The 17865-nt window shown below is 45.3% G+C and carries 17 protein-coding genes; 16 read left to right on the top strand and 1 reads right to left on the bottom strand.

Annotated features, from left to right (window positions below; genetic code table 11):
- The first annotated feature begins 310 nt into the window (after positions 1–310).
- The 7 genes from PKO01S_RS24060 (at position 311) to PKO01S_RS24030 (ending at position 9043) form a co-directional block, all read left to right on the top strand.
- Positions 311–1072, top strand: a complete 762-nt coding sequence (locus PKO01S_RS24060; protein WP_127533994.1) for a prolipoprotein diacylglyceryl transferase — start codon at positions 311–313, stop codon at positions 1070–1072.
- Between the two features lie 342 nt (positions 1073–1414).
- A complete protein-coding gene (locus tag PKO01S_RS24055) occupies positions 1415–4165 on the top strand; it encodes an AAA domain-containing protein (RefSeq protein WP_164779743.1) in 2751 nt (916 codons plus the stop codon).
- A 315-nt stretch (positions 4166–4480) separates the two neighbouring features.
- Positions 4481–5764, top strand: coding sequence for an acetylornithine deacetylase (locus tag PKO01S_RS24050; protein WP_127533992.1), 1284 nt, complete (start codon positions 4481–4483; stop codon positions 5762–5764).
- A 32-nt stretch (positions 5765–5796) separates the two neighbouring features.
- Complete coding sequence (gene tenA, locus PKO01S_RS24045) at positions 5797–6468, top strand: thiaminase II (RefSeq protein ID WP_127533991.1); 672 nt, start codon at positions 5797–5799, stop codon at positions 6466–6468.
- Complete coding sequence (locus PKO01S_RS24040) at positions 6465–7271, top strand: ABC transporter ATP-binding protein (protein ID WP_246070709.1); 807 nt, start codon at positions 6465–6467, stop codon at positions 7269–7271. Before tenA ends, PKO01S_RS24040 begins: the two co-directional genes overlap by 4 nt.
- On the top strand, positions 7268–8020 hold the full coding sequence (locus tag PKO01S_RS24035; RefSeq protein WP_127533989.1) for an ABC transporter permease: 753 nt from the start codon (positions 7268–7270) through the stop codon (positions 8018–8020). The genes PKO01S_RS24040 and PKO01S_RS24035 overlap by 4 nt, the downstream gene beginning before the upstream one ends.
- A gap of 21 nt (positions 8021–8041) precedes the next feature.
- Positions 8042–9043 (top strand): ABC transporter substrate-binding protein, encoded by a 1002-nt coding sequence (locus PKO01S_RS24030; protein WP_127533988.1) that lies wholly within the window; start codon positions 8042–8044, stop codon positions 9041–9043.
- 645 nt (positions 9044–9688) lie between these two features.
- Here the strand turns inward: PKO01S_RS24030 and PKO01S_RS28950 are convergent.
- Positions 9689–9853, bottom strand: coding sequence for a hypothetical protein (locus PKO01S_RS28950; RefSeq protein ID WP_164779742.1), 165 nt, complete (start codon positions 9851–9853; stop codon positions 9689–9691).
- A gap of 48 nt (positions 9854–9901) precedes the next feature.
- Between PKO01S_RS28950 and PKO01S_RS24025 the strand changes: the two genes are divergently transcribed.
- The 9 genes from PKO01S_RS24025 (at position 9902) to PKO01S_RS23985 (ending at position 17856) form a co-directional block, all read left to right on the top strand.
- Positions 9902–10384, top strand: a complete 483-nt coding sequence (locus PKO01S_RS24025) for a hypothetical protein (RefSeq protein ID WP_127533987.1) — start codon at positions 9902–9904, stop codon at positions 10382–10384.
- Between the two features lie 3 nt (positions 10385–10387).
- Positions 10388–11089, top strand: coding sequence for a hypothetical protein (locus tag PKO01S_RS24020; RefSeq protein WP_127533986.1), 702 nt, complete (start codon positions 10388–10390; stop codon positions 11087–11089).
- A 179-nt stretch (positions 11090–11268) separates the two neighbouring features.
- Positions 11269–11862, top strand: a complete 594-nt coding sequence (locus PKO01S_RS24015; RefSeq protein WP_127533985.1) for a GNAT family N-acetyltransferase — start codon at positions 11269–11271, stop codon at positions 11860–11862.
- Positions 11863–11976: 114 nt separating this feature from the next.
- Positions 11977–12447, top strand: a complete 471-nt coding sequence (locus PKO01S_RS24010; protein ID WP_127533984.1) for an SRPBCC family protein — start codon at positions 11977–11979, stop codon at positions 12445–12447.
- A 718-nt stretch (positions 12448–13165) separates the two neighbouring features.
- Complete coding sequence (locus tag PKO01S_RS24005; RefSeq protein WP_127533983.1) at positions 13166–13636, top strand: nuclear transport factor 2 family protein; 471 nt, start codon at positions 13166–13168, stop codon at positions 13634–13636.
- A 72-nt stretch (positions 13637–13708) separates the two neighbouring features.
- Entirely contained in the window at positions 13709–14293 is a 585-nt protein-coding gene (locus PKO01S_RS24000) for a TetR/AcrR family transcriptional regulator (protein ID WP_127533982.1), read from the top strand.
- A 98-nt stretch (positions 14294–14391) separates the two neighbouring features.
- Positions 14392–15822 (top strand): MFS transporter, encoded by a 1431-nt coding sequence (locus tag PKO01S_RS23995; RefSeq protein WP_127533981.1) that lies wholly within the window; start codon positions 14392–14394, stop codon positions 15820–15822.
- A gap of 208 nt (positions 15823–16030) precedes the next feature.
- Positions 16031–17320 (top strand): hypothetical protein, encoded by a 1290-nt coding sequence (locus PKO01S_RS23990; protein ID WP_127533980.1) that lies wholly within the window; start codon positions 16031–16033, stop codon positions 17318–17320.
- A gap of 155 nt (positions 17321–17475) precedes the next feature.
- Entirely contained in the window at positions 17476–17856 is a 381-nt protein-coding gene (locus PKO01S_RS23985; protein WP_246070708.1) for a hypothetical protein, read from the top strand.
- The last annotated feature ends 9 nt before the right edge of the window (positions 17857–17865 follow it).

The raw sequence follows: 17865 nt of genomic DNA, 5'->3' as shown, positions 1-17865 counted from the left end.
TAATCTTGTGCTCTCATCCTTTTTATAAAGCGTTTTCCGCCAGAAATCAACGCAAAAGGATGATCTTTCATGCAATCTTCATGCAGCCCTCATTAACGCTATCAGATATGAAAGGCACGTGTTTCATTCATGAGCGGCATGACGGGAAACCGCAGTCTAACCATAATATATTGGGAAAAGGTCAAGGTTAGTCCCGTAACCCGATAGGAGGTCGGCAAAGACGTATCCCGTGTATATTTGACGCCAATACCCAATCATTATACAATGTGTAGTATAATCGAAATCAAGACGCAGACAGGGGAGAGAGACGATGCATAATGAGTTGTTTAAGATCGGACCTGTGACCATTTATGGATACGGATTAATGATCGCTCTTGGTATATTCTTTGCTTATAGACTTGTGGCTTACAGGGCATCCAATCGTCAGTTCCCATTGTCTCATGTTGCCTCTCTGTCAGGCTGGTGCTTGGCAGGCGGATTCGCAGGGGCTAAGCTATTGTTCTGGTTAACCCAAATGCATAATATCGTCAATGATCCTAGCCTTCTTCTTAACTTTGCCGAAGGGTTTGTCGTATACGGCGGAATCATTGGCGGTATTGGGGCTGGCTTCTTGTATTGCAAAATCCATAAAATCAAATTCCTTAAACATCTCGATCTTTTTGTGCCTTCGATTGCATTAGCGCAAGGGTTCGGCAGAATCGGTTGTCTGCTCGCTGGCTGCTGTTATGGGGAAGAGACCAGCAGTTGGTTCGGCATTACGTTCCACGATTCCGCAATCGCACCGAATGGGGTTGCCTTAGTTCCTACCCAAATGATCGAGAGTGTGTTTAGCTTCAGTCTCTGTTTCCTTCTGCTCTACGTTGCCAAAAGAACGACAAAAGCCGGACTCGTAGCGGCTCTTTATCTAATCCTATACGGTCTTGGAAGGTTCGTCATTGAGTTCTATAGAGGCGATCTTATCCGTGGCGAAGTAGGACTGTTTACGACCTCGCAATTAATTGCTCTTCTTGTTGTGGCGCTGACAAGCCTAGCGGTGGTTTTGTCACGGTACCAGAAGAGATTGGTTGCGTAGAGGGCTCTACGCGAACGCAATCCCAATCCTCTTGACCAAATAGGACAAGAGGATTTTTTTGTATGTGAGAGCGTCTGAAATGATGTGCGCAGGATCCGGGGTGAACCCGGTGATTACGGAAAATCTAAGCTTAATTTAATAATAGTTCCTTTTGTACATTATCCCTTTTACTCAGGAAAAGTGTATCGCTGTTAATCGAGGTATCGACATATCTCATGATTCTAAAAATCATTGGAGTGCAGAATGTTGGTATTTTTGAAAATTTAGTAATAAAATAGAGGGGGTAAACCTCAGTGCACCAAGTTAATCTATTACTGATTTTATATGAAGGAAATGAAGATAATGGATGAACGCAAAGTTCTAATAATTACAGACCAAGGCGATAAAACGAGTGAAATTGATAATTATTTGGTGCAAGAAAATTGGGTGTATATCCAATTTTATAGTCGAGATGAGCCATATAGATTTTCTGCCACAAAAATTTTAATTAAAACGAAACCAATCTCGCTAGATCTTTGTGATAAAAATGTTATATATGAAGGGATCCCTCTTCAGAATGTTCACGAAGTCTTGGACTTTGGTGAGATAATTAAGGTGTTCTTCGAGAATCAGCAAACTCAAATTTACAGTTCGCACCTTATCAAGATTGAGTCGATGGGTCACGAGCATACTCAAACGGAAAGTATTTTGCACTATTGGAATGACATAGCTCAATACACTAAGCCGGAGGATGAGTCTGAAGCCTATTTGAAGAAACAATTTTCTAAGCTCAACTCCATTCATCACAATAGTGTACTTGCCTCTTATATCAAAGGTGCTGAAATCACCCAATCAGAGCCTGCATCGGTTCCTAACATATATCCATTTCGATTCAACTTAAGTCAAAAAGAGGCACTTGAAAAAGCATTGCTTAATAAGATTTCTATTATTGAAGGTCCGCCTGGCACTGGGAAGACACAAACTATTCTCAATATCCTTGCCAATCTAACCGTCATGCAAAATAAGTCTGTTGCAGTAGTCTCAGGTAATAATGCTGCAGTACAAAATGTGAAAGATAAGCTTCGAAAATATGGATACGAATTTATTGCTGCATCGTTAGGAAATTTAGAGAATAAGAAGGCATTCTTTAGCAATTTGCCCGAATACCGTGTTACTGAGTGGAATAATGAGATTCAAATGGAAGTGATAACGGAAACTATAAATGGATTGTCCTTGCGACTGAGCCGATTGATGGAACTTGCTAATCGCAGAGCTAAACTTGGTCAAGAAATAACGGCCTTTCGTTTGGAACAAAAACATTTTCAACTTCACAACCAAGAACAGAACTATGTGGAGATGGAACGCTTATTTTACCGTCGACAAACCGCTGAAACGATAATTGCATTTTTGGTAGACGAATACTTTTCGGGAAACAGAGCATTCCGTTTTTTACATAAGATCAAGTTACTATTTAAGTATGGGTTCATTAATTTTAAAGACCTGAAGGAAAATCGGTTGAACCTTATTACAAGTTTGCAGATGAAGTACTACGAATCAAAACTTAATGAGTTAGAGGAAGAGCGGAGTGGAATACAGCGAGAACTAGATGGAGAATCATTTGATAACCTTATAGATCAACATGAAGCAAATTCTACACTTCTATTCAAGCAACAACTATATAATAAGTATCGAGATAAAACCATTTATAGCGGTAACTTGAAAAACTATTTAAACAAGAATAAGTTCGATGAGTTTATTGAACACTTTCCAATAGTACTGAGTACGACACATGCCTTGCGTTCTTGTATTCCAGACAATTATCTTTTTGACTATGTCATTATTGATGAAGCTTCTCAAGTGGACCTTCTGACCGGAGTACTTGCAATGTCATGTTGTAAGCAGGTCGTTATTGTTGGAGATACTAAGCAATTGCCTCAAATTGTCGATGAGGGTATTCAAAGCATGCTTAAAACTGCAGATGTCGATGAGTCGTACAACTATTTTAAACATAGCTTGTTGTCCTCCATGCTTTCTATTTATGGAGAAAACGTACCTAAAGTAATGTTGAAAGAGCATTATCGATGCAGTCCGAAAATTATTGGTTTTTGTAACGATCAATATTATAACAACGAATTAATTCCTTTTACGATAGAAGAATCTGCTGTATCAATTCGGCTACATTACACTGCGGCAGGCAACCATATGAGAAAAGTGACGGTGGGAAAACAAAAAGGAAGCTTTAATCACAGAGAAATTGATGTTGTTAAAGAGGAGATATTAAATGAACTCCAGCTTTGCAATATTTCAATTGATGATATTGGATTTACAAGTCCGTATCGCTTGCAGGTGGAAGAAGCGAATTCAAGATTGGACGAGGAAATTGAGATAGATACCGTTCACAAATATCAAGGCCGAGAGAAGCCGATTATGATTTTATCCACTGTTTTGGATCAATCGAGAAACGGTCAGATTGGGAAGAAGTTTGTTGAAAATCCGAACCTGGTCAATGTAGCTGTTTCCAGAGCACAGAAGCAGTTTATTCTCGTAACAGATCACAAGGTATTCCGAGATTCTCGAAAAGATATCGGTAATTTGATCCGTTACATAGAGTACAACACCTTTCACGAGCATATTACGCAAAGTGAATTGATATCTGTATTCGATTTGTTATATACCGAGTATTCGGAACGACTTAACGTTTTACAAAATAGGATGATTTCCAAATCTAGATATAAGTCAGAAAATATAATGTGGCGTGTGTTATCTGATTTAATTAGAGAAGACCAATATAAGGCCGTTACATTTGGTATGCAGATATATCTTAAGGATGTGTTTAATGACACAGATAGACTTAGCGAAAGGGAGAAAAAGTATGTAATAAATAGAGCTTCATTTGATTTTGTTATCTATGATGCTATTAATAAGCAGCCCCTTCTGGCAATTGAGGTGGACGGTTTTGCCTCTCATAGAAATAACCCGGATCAAACTGAGCGAGACAAGTTGAAAAATAGTATTTGTGAAAAATATCAGATGCCTATGTTAAGACTTCCTACCACAGGTTCAAATGAAATTACTAAACTTCGTAATAAGCTGGATCGGATATTGAACCAGTAATTAAACTTAATACGTAATAATGACATATAAAAGAATAAAGGCGCGATTGCACCTGAGCGAATTCACTCCTTTCTCCCTCTCCCATTGTCAACCCTCCACATATAAGCTATGATAATTATAATTATTATTCATATTGAGCTGCGGGGGCTGGATGGAGTCTGGCTGAGATTGGGAACGTTATTTCCCTGACCGTTAATCTGAACCAGGTAATGCTGGCGTAGAGAATGTATTGGATTTTAACCATACGTATATTCTCGTATGGTTTTTTGCATTGCTCCGCCCGTGATGCGTTCAGCAGCGAAGGAGAACACAGGCATGAACTTAATTGCACAACTTCAGCAGCAAGTAGAAGAACGGCAAGACGAGCTGTTCGCCCTGCTCGCCGAACTGGTCGCTTTCCCTACCGTTAGCCCTCCGGCGAGAAACACGATGCAAGCGCAGCAATTTCTGGAGCGGCAGCTTCAAGCCTGCGGCTTCGAGACGGAGCTGTGGGAAGTGTATCCCGGCGATCCGAATGTGACGGCGGTGAAGCGCGGCATGGAAGGCAGCCAGTATAAGAGCTTGCTGCTGAATGGACATATGGACGTCGCCGAGGTGGGCGACAGCCGCGAGTGGCAAGTCGATCCATTCCAGCTGACGCTTCAAGACGGCAGAGCTTATGGCAGAGGAACCGCAGATATGAAGGGCGGCCTTGCCGCTCTGCTGTTTGCGGTGAAGCTGTTGACCGAAGCCGGTGTGGAACTGAAGGGCGATCTTCTCTTCCATTCCGTCATTGGCGAAGAAGCCGGCGAAGCGGGAACTCGTGCGTGTATGGAGCGAGGACACACGGCGGATTTTGCCGTTGTCGCGGATACTAGCGCATTGGCCATCCAAGGACAAGGCGGTGTCATTACCGGCTGGGTGACGGTGCAAAGTCCGGTCACGTACCATGACGGAATGCGTTCTCGAATGATTCATGCAGGCGGCGGAGTAGAGGGCGCGAGCGCGATTGAGAAAATGGCCAAGCTCATCGCAGGGCTCCAAGAGCTCGAACGCCATTGGGCGGTGACCAAGTCGTACCCCGGATTCCCGGCGGGCTCGAATACGATCAACCCTGCGGTCATCGAAGGCGGGCGTCATGCGGCCTTTATTGCGGACCGGTGCTCGCTCTGGATTACGGTACACTTCTATCCGGACGAAGATTATGAGTCGGTTGCCGCAGAGATTGAAGAGCATCTGCTCGGGGTAGCGGCAGGCGATCCGTGGCTTCGCAACAATCCGCCAACCTTCCGCTGGGGAGGCCGGTCGATGATCGAGGAGCGCGGTGAAATTTTTCCTTCATTAGAACTGGATACAGAAACCGACGGGTTCAAAGCACTGTTCGCAAGCCATACGCAAGTTCGCGGCACCGAGCCTGAAGCGGGCATGAGCCCGACGGTGACGGATGCAGGCTGGATCGGCCGGGCGGGAATCCCGACGGTCATCTACGGACCGGGCGAGCTTGCATATGCTCATGCCGTTAATGAAAGTACGGATATTCAAGAGCTGCTCGATTATACGAAAATCATGATCGGTTTCATCGCGGATTGGTGCAACCGTAAGAAGGGCCATACTGAATAATTAATAACGACAATAATGAACGGGGGATCAACATGAGCCGGTTTAGCGATAGGCTGTATGAATCAACGCAATCCATATGGAACCAGTGCCACGAGCATCCGTTCTTGGTGGAGTTAAGAGAAGGGACGCTGGATCCGGAGCGCTTCATTTTCTATCTGAAGCAGGATTATGTGTATCTGATCGATTATGCCAAATTGTTCGCGATCGCCAGCATGAAGTCCCGCGATCTAGAGACGATGACGAAGTTCGCGGAGCTGCTTCACTCGACGCTGCACGTGGAGATGTCGCTGCACCGGGATTACGCAGCACGCTTCGGTGTGACGCGCGAGCAGCTGGAACAGACGGTTCCATCGCCGACGACGATCGCGTATACGAAATTTCTGCTGGACACGGCTGCGCAAGGCTCGCTGGCTGAGGTGGTCGCTGCGCTGCTGCCATGTATGTGGAGCTACCGTGAGATCGGGGTGGCGTATGCGAAGATTCCGGGAGCACTGGATCATCCGTTGTACCGGGAATGGATCTTGATGTACAGCTCGGACGAATTCGGAGTATTGACCGATTGGACGATCGACATCATGAACCGACTGGCGGAAGGACTGCCGGAGTCGGAACTGGCACGGCTGGAGGAGCGCTTCCTCGTCGCATCCAAGCTTGAATATATGTTCTGGGACATGTCCTACCGGAAAGAAGAGTGGCCGATTTGACCCGATCGTCACAAGAAGCGCCTGCATTATCGGTTCGCGGGCTAAGCTTTTCTTTTCCTGGACAGCCTCATCTGTTCAAGGAACTGAGCTTCGACATTAAGCAAGGAGAATTCGTCAGCATTCTTGCGGCAAGCGGCATCGGCAAGACGACCCTGTTCCGGATGTTGGCCGGATTGCTCATTCCTCAAGCTGGGACGATCACCATAGGCACACAAGAGAACTCGGCCGCGGAGGCATCCAAGCAAGGGAAGATCGGCTATATGCCGCAAAAGGATTGCCTGATGCCTTGGAGAACGGTGCTGGATAATGCAGCGCTGGGCCTTGAACTGAGCGGAACATCGAAGCGGGAAGCGAGGCGCCGGGTGCTGGAGCTGCTGCCGGGCCTTGGACTCGAAGGAACGGAACGCAAGTATCCGCATGAGTTGTCCGGCGGCATGCGCCAACGGGTATCGTTCTTGCGGTCGCTGCTCGGCGGCGGAGAGCTGTTTCTGCTGGACGAGCCGTTCAGCGCATTGGACGCGATGACACGCGTCAGCATGCAGGAATGGCTGCTGCAAGTGTGGGAACAGCACCGCAAGACGATTTTGTTCATTACCCATGACGTCGATGAAGCATTGCTCCTGTCCGACCGGGTGCTGGTAGCGGCAGAATCGCCGATTACGACACTGAGCGAGCTGAACGTGACGCTCCCTCGCCCCCGCAGCTATGAAGCGGCGCTGGACCCGGCCTTCATCGGTTTGAAACGGCAGCTGCTTGAACACCTTGGCCGAACCGTTAGCGGCAGGGCAGGTGTCACCGTATGAGCGGGAAAATAAAATCGAACGTTCCCGTGCTTCTATTCGTCGTGCTGCTCGCTGCGATATGGGAAGCCGGGACGAGCCTGTTCGACGTTCCGCATTACATCATTCCGAAGCTCTCGGACGTTTTCGTGTCCATGTGGGATAACCGGCAGTTGCTGGGCAAGCACGCGGTCACTACTCTGTGGGAAGCCTTGCTGGGGCTTGGGATTTCCACCGTTGCCGGGACGCTCGCTGCGGTATGGATCGATCGTTCCAGCTTGGCGAAGAAGACGATTTATCCGCTCATTGTCGGTTCCCAGACGATTCCGATCATCGTGTTATCGCCGATTATGGTCATGTGGTTCGGTTATGAAATTTGGAGTAAAATTGCTGTCGTCATTCTATTCACGTTCTTCTCCATCGCCGTCAATACGGCAGACGGCTTCCGGTCTGCCGATCCGGATATCGGGGCACTAATGAAGACGATGGGAGCGGGCAAACGCGATCTGCTGCTCAAGTGGAAGATACCGTCTGCGCTGCCCGGCTTTTTCACGGGATTGAAGATGGCGGCTGCATTCAGCGTCGGAGGCGCTACGCTCGGAGAATGGCTCGGAGGGGAAAGCGGCCTCGGCGTCTATACGAAGCGGGCGTCCAATATGCTGCGCGCCGATGCCGTATTCTCTGGCGTGCTGCTGCTGTCTGCTATGGGGATTCTATTGTTCCTCGCTGCTTTATGGTTGGAGAAAGCGGTGCTGTCGTACCGCAGAAGTTAATTTAGGTAAAGGGGAATTACTTTGAAATTGACATTGTGGAATAAAAAAGCATGGTTGTCTATCGCGCTTGCCGCGGTGCTTATCGGAACGGCGGGCTGTTCGTCCGACAAGAAATCCGAGCCGGGGGAAACGGAGCTTACTGTATTGTTGGATTGGTATCCGAATGCTGTCCATACGTTCATGTACGCGGCGGAGGAGCAAGGGTTTTATAAAGAAGCGGGCTTGAAGGTGAATCTGGTCACGCCGGCGGATACGAACGACGCGCTGAAGCTTGTGGCGACGGGCAAAGCCGATCTGGCATTGAGCTACCAGATGCAAGTTGCGATTGCGCGCTCTGAACAGATCCCTATCGTATCAGTCGGTGCGATCGTCCGCCATCCGCTTAATCAATTGATGGTGCTGGATTCGGAACAGATTAAGAGTCCCAAAGATCTAGTAGGACACAAAGTCGGTTACCCGTCGATTCCGCTCGACCAAGCCATCGTCAATACGATGGTGAAGGCAGACGGCGGCGACCCCGCTAAGCTGACCTACACGGACGTTTCTTGGGATCTGATTCCGGCCATGACGACTCATCGTGTAGATTCCATTATCGGCGGCTACATTAACCACGAGAAGCTGCTGCTCGAGAAGGATGGGGCGAAAGTAACGGCTTTCGATCCAGCGAAGTACGGCGTTCCGGATTACTATGAGCTTGTCCTGACCGCTAGCGAGGATGGATTGAAGAACAAAATGGATGCGATCAAGAAATTTGTGGCGGCGTCGGCCAAGGGCCAGGCCTATACGCAAGAACATCCGGAAGAAGCGCTGCAGCTGCTCTTGGACAAGCAGAACGCGGAGTTCCCGCTTGATCCGGAGATCGAGAAGAACAGCTTGAACATTCTGCTTCCGTTAATGGATGCAGGCGCAGAGCCTTTCGGAAGCCAATCGGAACAGTCGTGGAGCACAGTTATTAATTGGCTGACGGAGCACGGGCAGCTGACGAAGGAAGTCAAGCCGTTAGACGCATTCCGTAATCTATAGATTCATTAAACCCAAACACGCCGGATTCCGGCGTGTTTTTAAGTATGGCCGTCTGAACGGAGTTGACGTTTCATGTGACTTGAGAAAATAAGTTTTAGACTGGAAAATATAGTTGTAGACTAAGAAAATAAAGATGTAGACTGCGAATAAAAAGGATTAGACTTACGTCATCAGAAGTGAATTAACGGGCAGTTTAACGCAACGAATAGGAAAATTTTACGTTCAAATAGTGATTGAAAAACTAAGCTAACCGGCACGTTAGATGAATAGGATATTGCGGCAGTCGACCAGACAATCGGCTGCCGTTTTCATTGAAGTAACAAAGCCAGGGGGTGCGATCGGCGCGTCGGTCCTGCGCGGAGCGGTTGGGAAATCACGTTCCGAATTGCAAAGAAAAAATTGAAGGAAATGCAAGCGACCATCGACGAATACCGCGAGCAATTCTCGACGATCGAACACTTGCAGCTGCAGAACGAATACAAGGATCGGATCTGGATCTGGTGATAAAAACAAAGCCCCCGCAAGGAGACGGGGGCTTTGCATACAAATATGAATTTTATGTGAATTACCAGAAATTTGGCCATTCCAACGATTAATAACAAGAGCTTATAATGTGTAAGTCGAACAAACCCGGCCGGGAAAAGTTCAATCTTTTGTCTTCTTTATGAGTTGAGTTATCTCATCGAGCTTATCAATTAACTGTTTTTCAAACTGTTTTTTGCGTCCGATGTAACCAGATAAAGTGAATGACATAAAGAGGCAAAAGGCAGCTACAAGAACCAATAAAAGTATTACCAGTTGATCATCCATCGTGTTGTCTCCTGACGTTCGAATCGAATTTTATATTACATTAGGTAAATGCGAAAAAAAATACTTATACCTATTGCTGCTTTGATCGTTATTGTAGCTGGTGCTGGAACTCTTGGAACTCTGAATAGTGCTAAAGCTGAATCGACTCCAACTTCGGCTGCTTGGAAGTCTGATAACTCAGTACAACAACAACATAAAGGTTGGTTCAAAAAAGAAACATCCAATGGTCAAGCCATGAAAGCGGACAAAACACCCAAGCAATATAATTTTGTCCATAAAAACGGGAAGCAAATCAGCAAGGAAGAAATTGCTTCACTTCTCCCTGATGGTGATATCGACTTTGGCGACAACAAGCTGTATGCCGTTGGATATTATGTAGTAGACGGTGTGCCTCAAATGGATTATTACTTCGCGAATATTGACAATCCAAACATGGCTGACATTGAAAAATATGCAGATGAAGTAGCACAAGACGAATACAGCGACTCGCAAGGGTTTACTAAAAAGAAAATGAACAAGGATGGTCAATAGGTTATGAAGATGAAGCAACTCCTATCCGTTTCTTTGGCGACAGTTATCCTTGCGGGCGGCGTATCGACTTTCTCTGCAGATAAGGCAAACGCAGCCGTAGCAGCAGGCACGACCTACACCGAAACCTTCCACTTTGCAATCTACAGCGATGCTGAGAAGTATGCTGATGGAACATATGTCGTTGCTGGTTTGCTGGATAGCTCGGTTACTTATACAAAAGCAGGTGACACCACGCTGAATGGAACAAACACTTCCGTGTGGGATATGAAATCGTCGACAACAACTCGTCCGGTTAACGGCTATCAGACGCGACAAGTCGCTTCTCGCCACGGCGTCGAGCCTTACCTGCCGGATCAGAAAGTTCTCTCCTATGGTCCTTCGACGACTGTAGCTGGTTCGAGCTTCAATGTAAACTTAACGGTTGGTATGCCATCGGTAGGCTGGACAACGGCTCGTAGTTCCGTTGATGTCACTGATAATTCCTCGATGTCTAATGGCTATTGTAAATGGACGTATGACTTCCCACTTGGTCAAACGGTATCATCGAATACTTATTTGATGGAACCAGGCATGCGCGTTTCTAATGATACGGGCATGGTCAAATTCCAGTTCCGTCATTATGGTTACTACTATAAGAACCTTTCATATGCAGGAACGGGTGACACGGGACTAGTGACTCGCGAATTTACGGACAGAACATCCTAATTATTAAAAAAGCCGCCAAGCGCGGCTTTTTTTATTCAACTAGTGTCTCAGACTGAGAAAATAAAGTGTTAACTGGCAGCGGCGGCGTTAAGCTAAAGGGCAGGATACTTACAATATTTAGTGGAATATCATTAGGGACAGTGACAAATCATTTTTTGAAGAGGAGTCCGTGGTTGATAATGATAAAAAGCGACATCACTCTAGAAGGTGAACGAGTAAGGTTAGTGCCAGCAGCACATGAGCATTTGGAGGGGTTGTTCAATGCAAGTAATCACAGCGATATATGGACATTCAGCCCCTCGACAATAAGTAAGCCTGAAGATTTGGTAACTACAATGAATCAGTGGATGAAGTCAAAAGAGCAAGGATTAAGATATCCGTTTGTGATTTTTGATAAAAGTACTAATGAGATTGTTGGAAGTACCAGTTATTTAGATATATCCCTGCTAAACAGAAAACTTGAAATAGGTGGTACTTGGTTGGCGCCAAAGGTCTGGAGAACAAGGATAAATACCGAGTGTAAGTTTCTTCTTCTGGAATATGGCTTTGAAAACTTAAATTTAGTGCGAGTACAGTTCCGTACGGATACAAGAAATGAACGGTCAAATAAGGCGATTCAAAGAATTGGAGCACAGTTTGAAGGTACCCTAAGACAGGAATTGATTATGCATGATGGTTATCTTCGGAATTCCAACGTATACAGTATTTTGGATAAAGAATGGGCTGATGTAAAGACAAAATTGCTCCTTTATTTGAATAAGGAAAATAGCTGAATATCGAAACATTGATTCAACTAACGGGAGACGATTGTTGAGTATGCATACCGTTACTCGAAATTAGCGCATTTATTTGAAGTTCAGTTTTTTTGTGCCAAGGAGTTGTCTGCTATGATTACAATAACAACAGAAACTGAAATTAATGCTCCGATTGCATTTTGTTTTGATTTGGCAAGAGATATTGAAATACATACTCAAACAGTTTGGAAACATACAAATGAGACGGCGATAGGTGGAAGAACTAAGGGCTTGATAAGTATAGATGAAACCGTCACATTTCAGGCAACTCATTTTATAATCAGACAAAGGTTAACCTCTAAAATTACTGAATATCAAAGACCTTTTCACTTTTCAGATGAGATGTTGAAAGGTGCATTTAAAAGTATGAAACACAAACATGAGTTTGAAGAACGAGATGGAATAACAGTAATGAAAGATACATTAATATTTGAAGCTCCTCTTGGTTTACTTGGACGGGCCGTAGAGAAAATAATTCTTAAGAAGTATATGAAATCTTTTTTGGAATATAGAAACGAAAAGTTAAAACAGATAGCTGAAGAAGGAATAATGAACTTCATTTGAAGGAATTTATTCGGCCCTCTGTTAAAATAGAATTTTGTTATTAAGGTAACGGAGAACGTTTGTTATATGATACTGCGAAATTTTCACTTTCTATATCATTAAAGGGACTTAAAAGCATGACATGTACATTCAACTTGTGTACATGGGATGACCCAATTTCGGGAAGCCCACTATTAGTTCGCGTTCTTTTAAAGAATTTGTTCAAGGGTGATATGGAGAGTTTTAATTTACATTACCCAAGAACGGTTAAGCGGTTCATTTTGTATGGTTTGGGAAATGGGTGGAATGGAACAAACAGAATTGAGTTTAAAGATGGGCTAGGAATACTCAGTAATATGGGATATGACGTTACATGGCTTATGCCTGGACGCAATTCGGGCGTCAATTAATAATGAACTACAAGAGACTAAGAGACATGGTTTGCTCGTTTCGGAATTTGCGCTGAGAACGCGATGACCTTCGGGAGGGGGCTTCCATCCCCGTGATTGCGGCGATGGAAGCGCTGAATAAACAAGAGTCCGGGAGCAGGGGAAAAGATCAAAAATAATTCTTGACCGTTCAGTCCGGAAATACTAAGATGAACACATCAAACGAAGGGGGCTAAGGACATGAAGAATTAAGAAGAGAATATTGAACCAACCATAAACGTACCTAATGCAGTAAGCTTTTTTTATAAACATTCCAGACTGAATAGTCAAAATAAACGGAGGGATATCCCATGTTGAACCAACAAAACATTGAGAAGCAAGAAACGCAACTAACCATTCGGGAGCAAGCGCAAGAAACGTTCCGTAACCACCTGAAGCACTTATCCGGCGGCAATATCGAAGCTTGGGTCGGTCTGTGGCAGGAAGACGGTTTGCTGGAGTTCCCGTACGGACCGGCAGGGTTCCCCGACCGTAAGCAAGGCAAGGCTGAGCTCTTCGAATATATGCAGAACTTCCCGAAGCACTTCGAAGTGGAATTCACCGATCTTGTGTTCCACCCGGCGCAGGATCCGGAATTGACGATCGCGGAGTTCAAGTCCGTGGGCAAACATCGGGAGACTGGCAACCCGTACAACCAAACCTACATTAGCGTCGTCCGTACGAAGGACGGACTTATCGAAAGCTATCGCGATTTCTGGAATCCGCTTGTTGCCATCGAATCCGTCGGAAGCGTTAGCGATGCCGTACGATTCTCCGAATAATAGCTTGCTGCCCATTCTTGACTGAACGATCTGTTAAGGGTAGTATGAGGACAAGGAAAGGAGGGATCCCGCATGGCAAGAAGCAAAGAATTCGACATGAACCTGGTCCTGCATAAAGCGATGGAAGTGTTCGGTCATTACGGATACGAAGGAACGTCGCTTCCCATTCTGCTCGAAGGGCTGGGCATCGCTCGGCAGAGCTTATACGATACGTACGGCACGAAGAAGGATCTCTTCATCAAGGCCGTGAAGCATTACGTAAACGAGAAATCATCCGCTGTAGTCGTTTATTTAGAGAAGTCGGAGTCCGTCAAGGAAGCGATCCATGCGATTTTCCGTGAAATCGTCTTTGTCCTTCAAGATGAGGACCGGCGCAAGGAGTGCTTCATTCTGTACAGCGCCATCGATCAAGTTCCTCATGAACCGGAGATTGCCGCCTTGTTCGAGGAGGACCGAAACCGACTGGAGCGTGCCTTCTATGAAGCGTTGGTTCGAGCCAAGCATAACCAAGAGCTGAGCACCGATCAGGATTTGCAAGCTTTGGCCCGGTATCTGTACCATTCGCGGTATACTTTGACGCAAGTCGCCAAGTTAACAAACGATCCTAAGGTGCTCGAAGAAATTACGACAGTCACACTGTCAATGCTAGAAGCATAACGGGAGAGCTGTGATCTCCCCTCTGCTGCCTTTATCAGATCGTTCAGTCAAATATGGACATTCTAGACTAATTAGTCCGAAAATGGAGGGTGTACAAAATGAATAGTGGCCGTTTCAAAGGGTTAGCGCTTCTCGTGCTCGCCATCTCCCAATTAATCATGGCTCTGGATTATACGATTATTTTCGTGGCAATGCCTTCTCTTGGCGAGGAACTGGGATTCTCCGCCAACCACCTGCAATGGGTCGTTAGCGCGTATTCCCTAGCGTTCGGAGGGTTCCTGCTAATCGGGGGAAGACTCTCGGACTTGATGGGTAGACGGAGAATGTTTATGATCGCCATGTCCCTGTTCGGATTAGGCTCATTGCTTGGCGGGCTGGCTGATTCCCAGCTCATGTTAATCATTTCCAGAGGCTTGCAAGGTCTAGGGGGAGCCTTGTTGTCGCCGGCAACTCTATCGCTGATTATGTCTAACTTCGAAGAAGGAGCCGAACGGAATCGGGCGATGGGAATCTGGGCTGCCATGGGCGGCGTAGGCATGTCGCTCGGCTTGCTGCTCGGCGGTGTACTCACGAGCTTTATCGGCTGGGAAGCGACATTCTTCGTTAACGTACCGATCGCGCTCCTCACTCTCTTGCTTGCCCCAGTTGTGCTTAAGGAGAGCGCAACATCGAGCGGCCGCAAGCATTACGACATCGCAGGAACAGTTTCGGTTACCGCAGGCATGCTTCTTGCCGTGTATTATTTGATTCAATCTCCCGTATCGGGCTGGCTTAGCGCAAGCACCTTGCCATTCGTTCTGATCGGAGCCGCGCTCCTAGTCGCATTCGTCGTTATCGAGAAGCGTTCCAAGGGGCCGCTGATCAACTTCCGCATGTTCCGCAATCGCAACCTGATCGGAGCCGCGCTTGTCGCCTTTCTTTTCTCCGCATCGTTCGGTACGCTATACTACTTCCTTACGCTGTATACCCAGAACGTCCTGAATTTTTCGGCTATTCAGTCCGGGTTTACTTTCCTGCCTCTCACCCTTAGCGCATTCCTGGGAGCCAAGCTCATCACTCCCATGCTGGCCAAGGTCGGAGTCGCCGGGACAATCGCATCGGGGATGGCACTTGGAGGCATCGGCTTCCTACTCTTGACCCAGCTATCGGCTTCGGGCAACGCTTGGGGAATAATCCCAGGAACGATCATTATCGGTCTCGGGCAAGCGCTCGTCTTCACGACCATGTTTATCGCCGGAAGTACGGGAGTCGATCCGAGCGAACAAGGAGTATCTTCCGCGGTCATCAACACCGGACAGCAGATCGGCGGCGCAATCGGTCTTGCGGTTATCATGGCTATTATCTCCGCTACCTTGGGTTCCGACACAACGATGGAGACGATGAGTCCGAGCGCGCTTAATTCGTCGATTCATACTGCGTTTATTGTTTCAGCAGCGGTTACGTTGATCGGCATTGTAGTTGCGTTCGTTGCCTTAAAGCGAGCAGGAGGAGCTTCGCCTGAAGAAGGGAAGGTCATCGCAACCCACTAACTTGTAAAATTGAGCTCAGGAACAATTAATGAATCGTAGCCATCTAACGATTAAGCTATCGAGGAACGTTAGATGAATAGGATATTGCGGCAGTCGACCAGACAATCGGCTGCCGTTTTCATTGAAGTAATGGGCAGGATAGCTGAATTACAAATTTCGAGATGTAGGTTATAATTGGGGGAAAATAATAATTCGAGGGGTACTTTATGTGCAAAAATTCCAAATAGTAATGTGTATATTTCTTTTGGCTTTTACATTAACGGGATGTACTCAAAGTAATGATCTTAATTCGACTTCTACAAAGGCACCAGCATCGAAAGCTAGTGAAGAACCAGGTTCATCTACGAGGGTCTCCACACCGACATCGACACCAGATTTATCTTCAACGAATAATAAGAATAATTTAGAACCTGCATCAACCACAGAACCATCCATCAATCCAATAACTAACAATGAATATTTAATAATACCTGGAAAATCGGTAGGTAAAATTTCTCTTGGAATGACAAGGGAGGATGTAATAAAGCTACTTGGAAATCCAACTGATGCTTATGATGATCAGATGATTACATATAGATCGAAGAAGGATTATTTAAGTGTTTATTTACAAAATTCAATTGTAAAGCAAATCGAGTTTTCGTCCCCTTCATTCGCAACTAAAGAGGGTATTAATACTACAAATATTGGGGATAGTCATGATAAATTCATTGAATCAGAATTTCAATGGCGTTTTCTTCAACTTCGCTTTGATTGGGATAAGGGAGGTTTAACCTTCTTCACGTTTAATGCTGATCTTCCAGATGACAATACAGAGTATGACAGGTACACTAGCGGGTATATTTATGAAGGACAAGAAATGTATCAAGAGCCTATTAGCAATGCAAAATGGAGGTTGGCCCAACAAAATAGTGATGATAGCAACACAAATGCTAAAGATATTGCTTCGTTAATACCAACGGGGTGGCATATATTGGATGTAAACTATGAAAATGCAAAAGCTAAAGCAGAAGGTGATTTGAACAAGGATGGAATACAAGACATTGCAATTGTAATCGAGAACACAGCGGATATAAATGACCGTTCATTACTAATTGCATTTGGCAACAAAGATAATACATACTCACTCTCAATCATTGCAGACAATGTAATCTTGGGGGCACTTGATGGTGGAGGTTGGGGGGATCCGTTTGATGGAATTATAATAGATAGAGGATCCGTGGTAGTTAATGATTACGGGGGCAGTGGGCAAAGGTGGTATGACAACTATAGGTTTAGATTTCAAGAAAACGATTGGCATTTAATTGGAGTAACTATGGGATGGAATCATCCAATTAAAGAAGGTACAGAAATGGCATTTGATACGGAAGATTATAATTTGCTCACAGGTGATTATATTATCGAAAAAATAGAGGAAAACGGAGAAGAAAAAATCACAAAAGGAAACAGAGGGAAGAAAAAACTTGTTAAATTAAGTGATTTCAATATAAATGATATGTAACGAAATAACATAATCTTTGGGGATTTTAAAAAGTCGAGAGCATATTCACGCATCTGGCATTCGCAAATTCATTACGCTATCGGGTACGATAGTTGAACCAGAAAGGTTGTTTCGCAGCCTCATTGCATTATGAATGGGTGAAGGGAGATACACCTGTGACTGAGAAGAGAATTTACAAGCCTTTGGATGAATTATCAAATGACGAGATTAATGAAATAATGGCAAGAAATGAATTGGACGAACTTAGGTCACTCCCTTTTTCCGTAGGAATGTATCATCCGAACTGGAAGTATGCTCAAGATTTGTGCATCAAGCTTTCCCAGCATGAAGATGCTGCGCTGAGAGCAAATGCCGTATTAGGATTAGCCTACGTTGCACGAACAAAGGCACATTTGGAAAAGCACTTAGTAAAACCTGTACTACTTAGAGAACTTCGGGAAAACCCAGAGTACCGATGGCGGATAAATGATGCAATTGGGGACATTAACCTGTTTCTTAAATGGAAAATCGGAGATAAGGCAATAAAGGAAGACTAAAATTTATTA

It is taken from the genome of Paenibacillus kobensis NBRC 15729, assembly GCF_004000825.1.
GTDB classification, from domain to species: domain Bacteria; phylum Bacillota; class Bacilli; order Paenibacillales; family Paenibacillaceae; genus Paenibacillus_T; species Paenibacillus_T kobensis.
The sequence above is the reverse complement of the archived record's forward strand: the minus strand, read 5'-3'. Positions and strand labels throughout refer to the sequence as shown.

Coding starts and splice junctions, on each gene's coding strand:
- PKO01S_RS24060 (WP_127533994.1), top strand. CDS start 311: ATGCATAATGAGTTGTTTAAGATCGGACCTGTGACCATTTATGGATAC.
- PKO01S_RS24055 (WP_164779743.1), top strand. CDS start 1,415: ATGGATGAACGCAAAGTTCTAATAATTACAGACCAAGGCGATAAAACG.
- PKO01S_RS24050 (WP_127533992.1), top strand. CDS start 4,481: ATGAACTTAATTGCACAACTTCAGCAGCAAGTAGAAGAACGGCAAGAC.
- tenA (WP_127533991.1), top strand. CDS start 5,797: ATGAGCCGGTTTAGCGATAGGCTGTATGAATCAACGCAATCCATATGG.
- PKO01S_RS24035 (WP_127533989.1), top strand. CDS start 7,268: ATGAGCGGGAAAATAAAATCGAACGTTCCCGTGCTTCTATTCGTCGTG.
- PKO01S_RS28950 (WP_164779742.1), bottom strand. CDS start 9,853: ATGGATGATCAACTGGTAATACTTTTATTGGTTCTTGTAGCTGCCTTT.
- PKO01S_RS24025 (WP_127533987.1), top strand. CDS start 9,902: ATGCGAAAAAAAATACTTATACCTATTGCTGCTTTGATCGTTATTGTA.
- PKO01S_RS24020 (WP_127533986.1), top strand. CDS start 10,388: ATGAAGATGAAGCAACTCCTATCCGTTTCTTTGGCGACAGTTATCCTT.
- PKO01S_RS24015 (WP_127533985.1), top strand. CDS start 11,269: ATGATAAAAAGCGACATCACTCTAGAAGGTGAACGAGTAAGGTTAGTG.
- PKO01S_RS24010 (WP_127533984.1), top strand. CDS start 11,977: ATGATTACAATAACAACAGAAACTGAAATTAATGCTCCGATTGCATTT.
- PKO01S_RS24005 (WP_127533983.1), top strand. CDS start 13,166: ATGTTGAACCAACAAAACATTGAGAAGCAAGAAACGCAACTAACCATT.
- PKO01S_RS24000 (WP_127533982.1), top strand. CDS start 13,709: ATGGCAAGAAGCAAAGAATTCGACATGAACCTGGTCCTGCATAAAGCG.
- PKO01S_RS23995 (WP_127533981.1), top strand. CDS start 14,392: ATGAATAGTGGCCGTTTCAAAGGGTTAGCGCTTCTCGTGCTCGCCATC.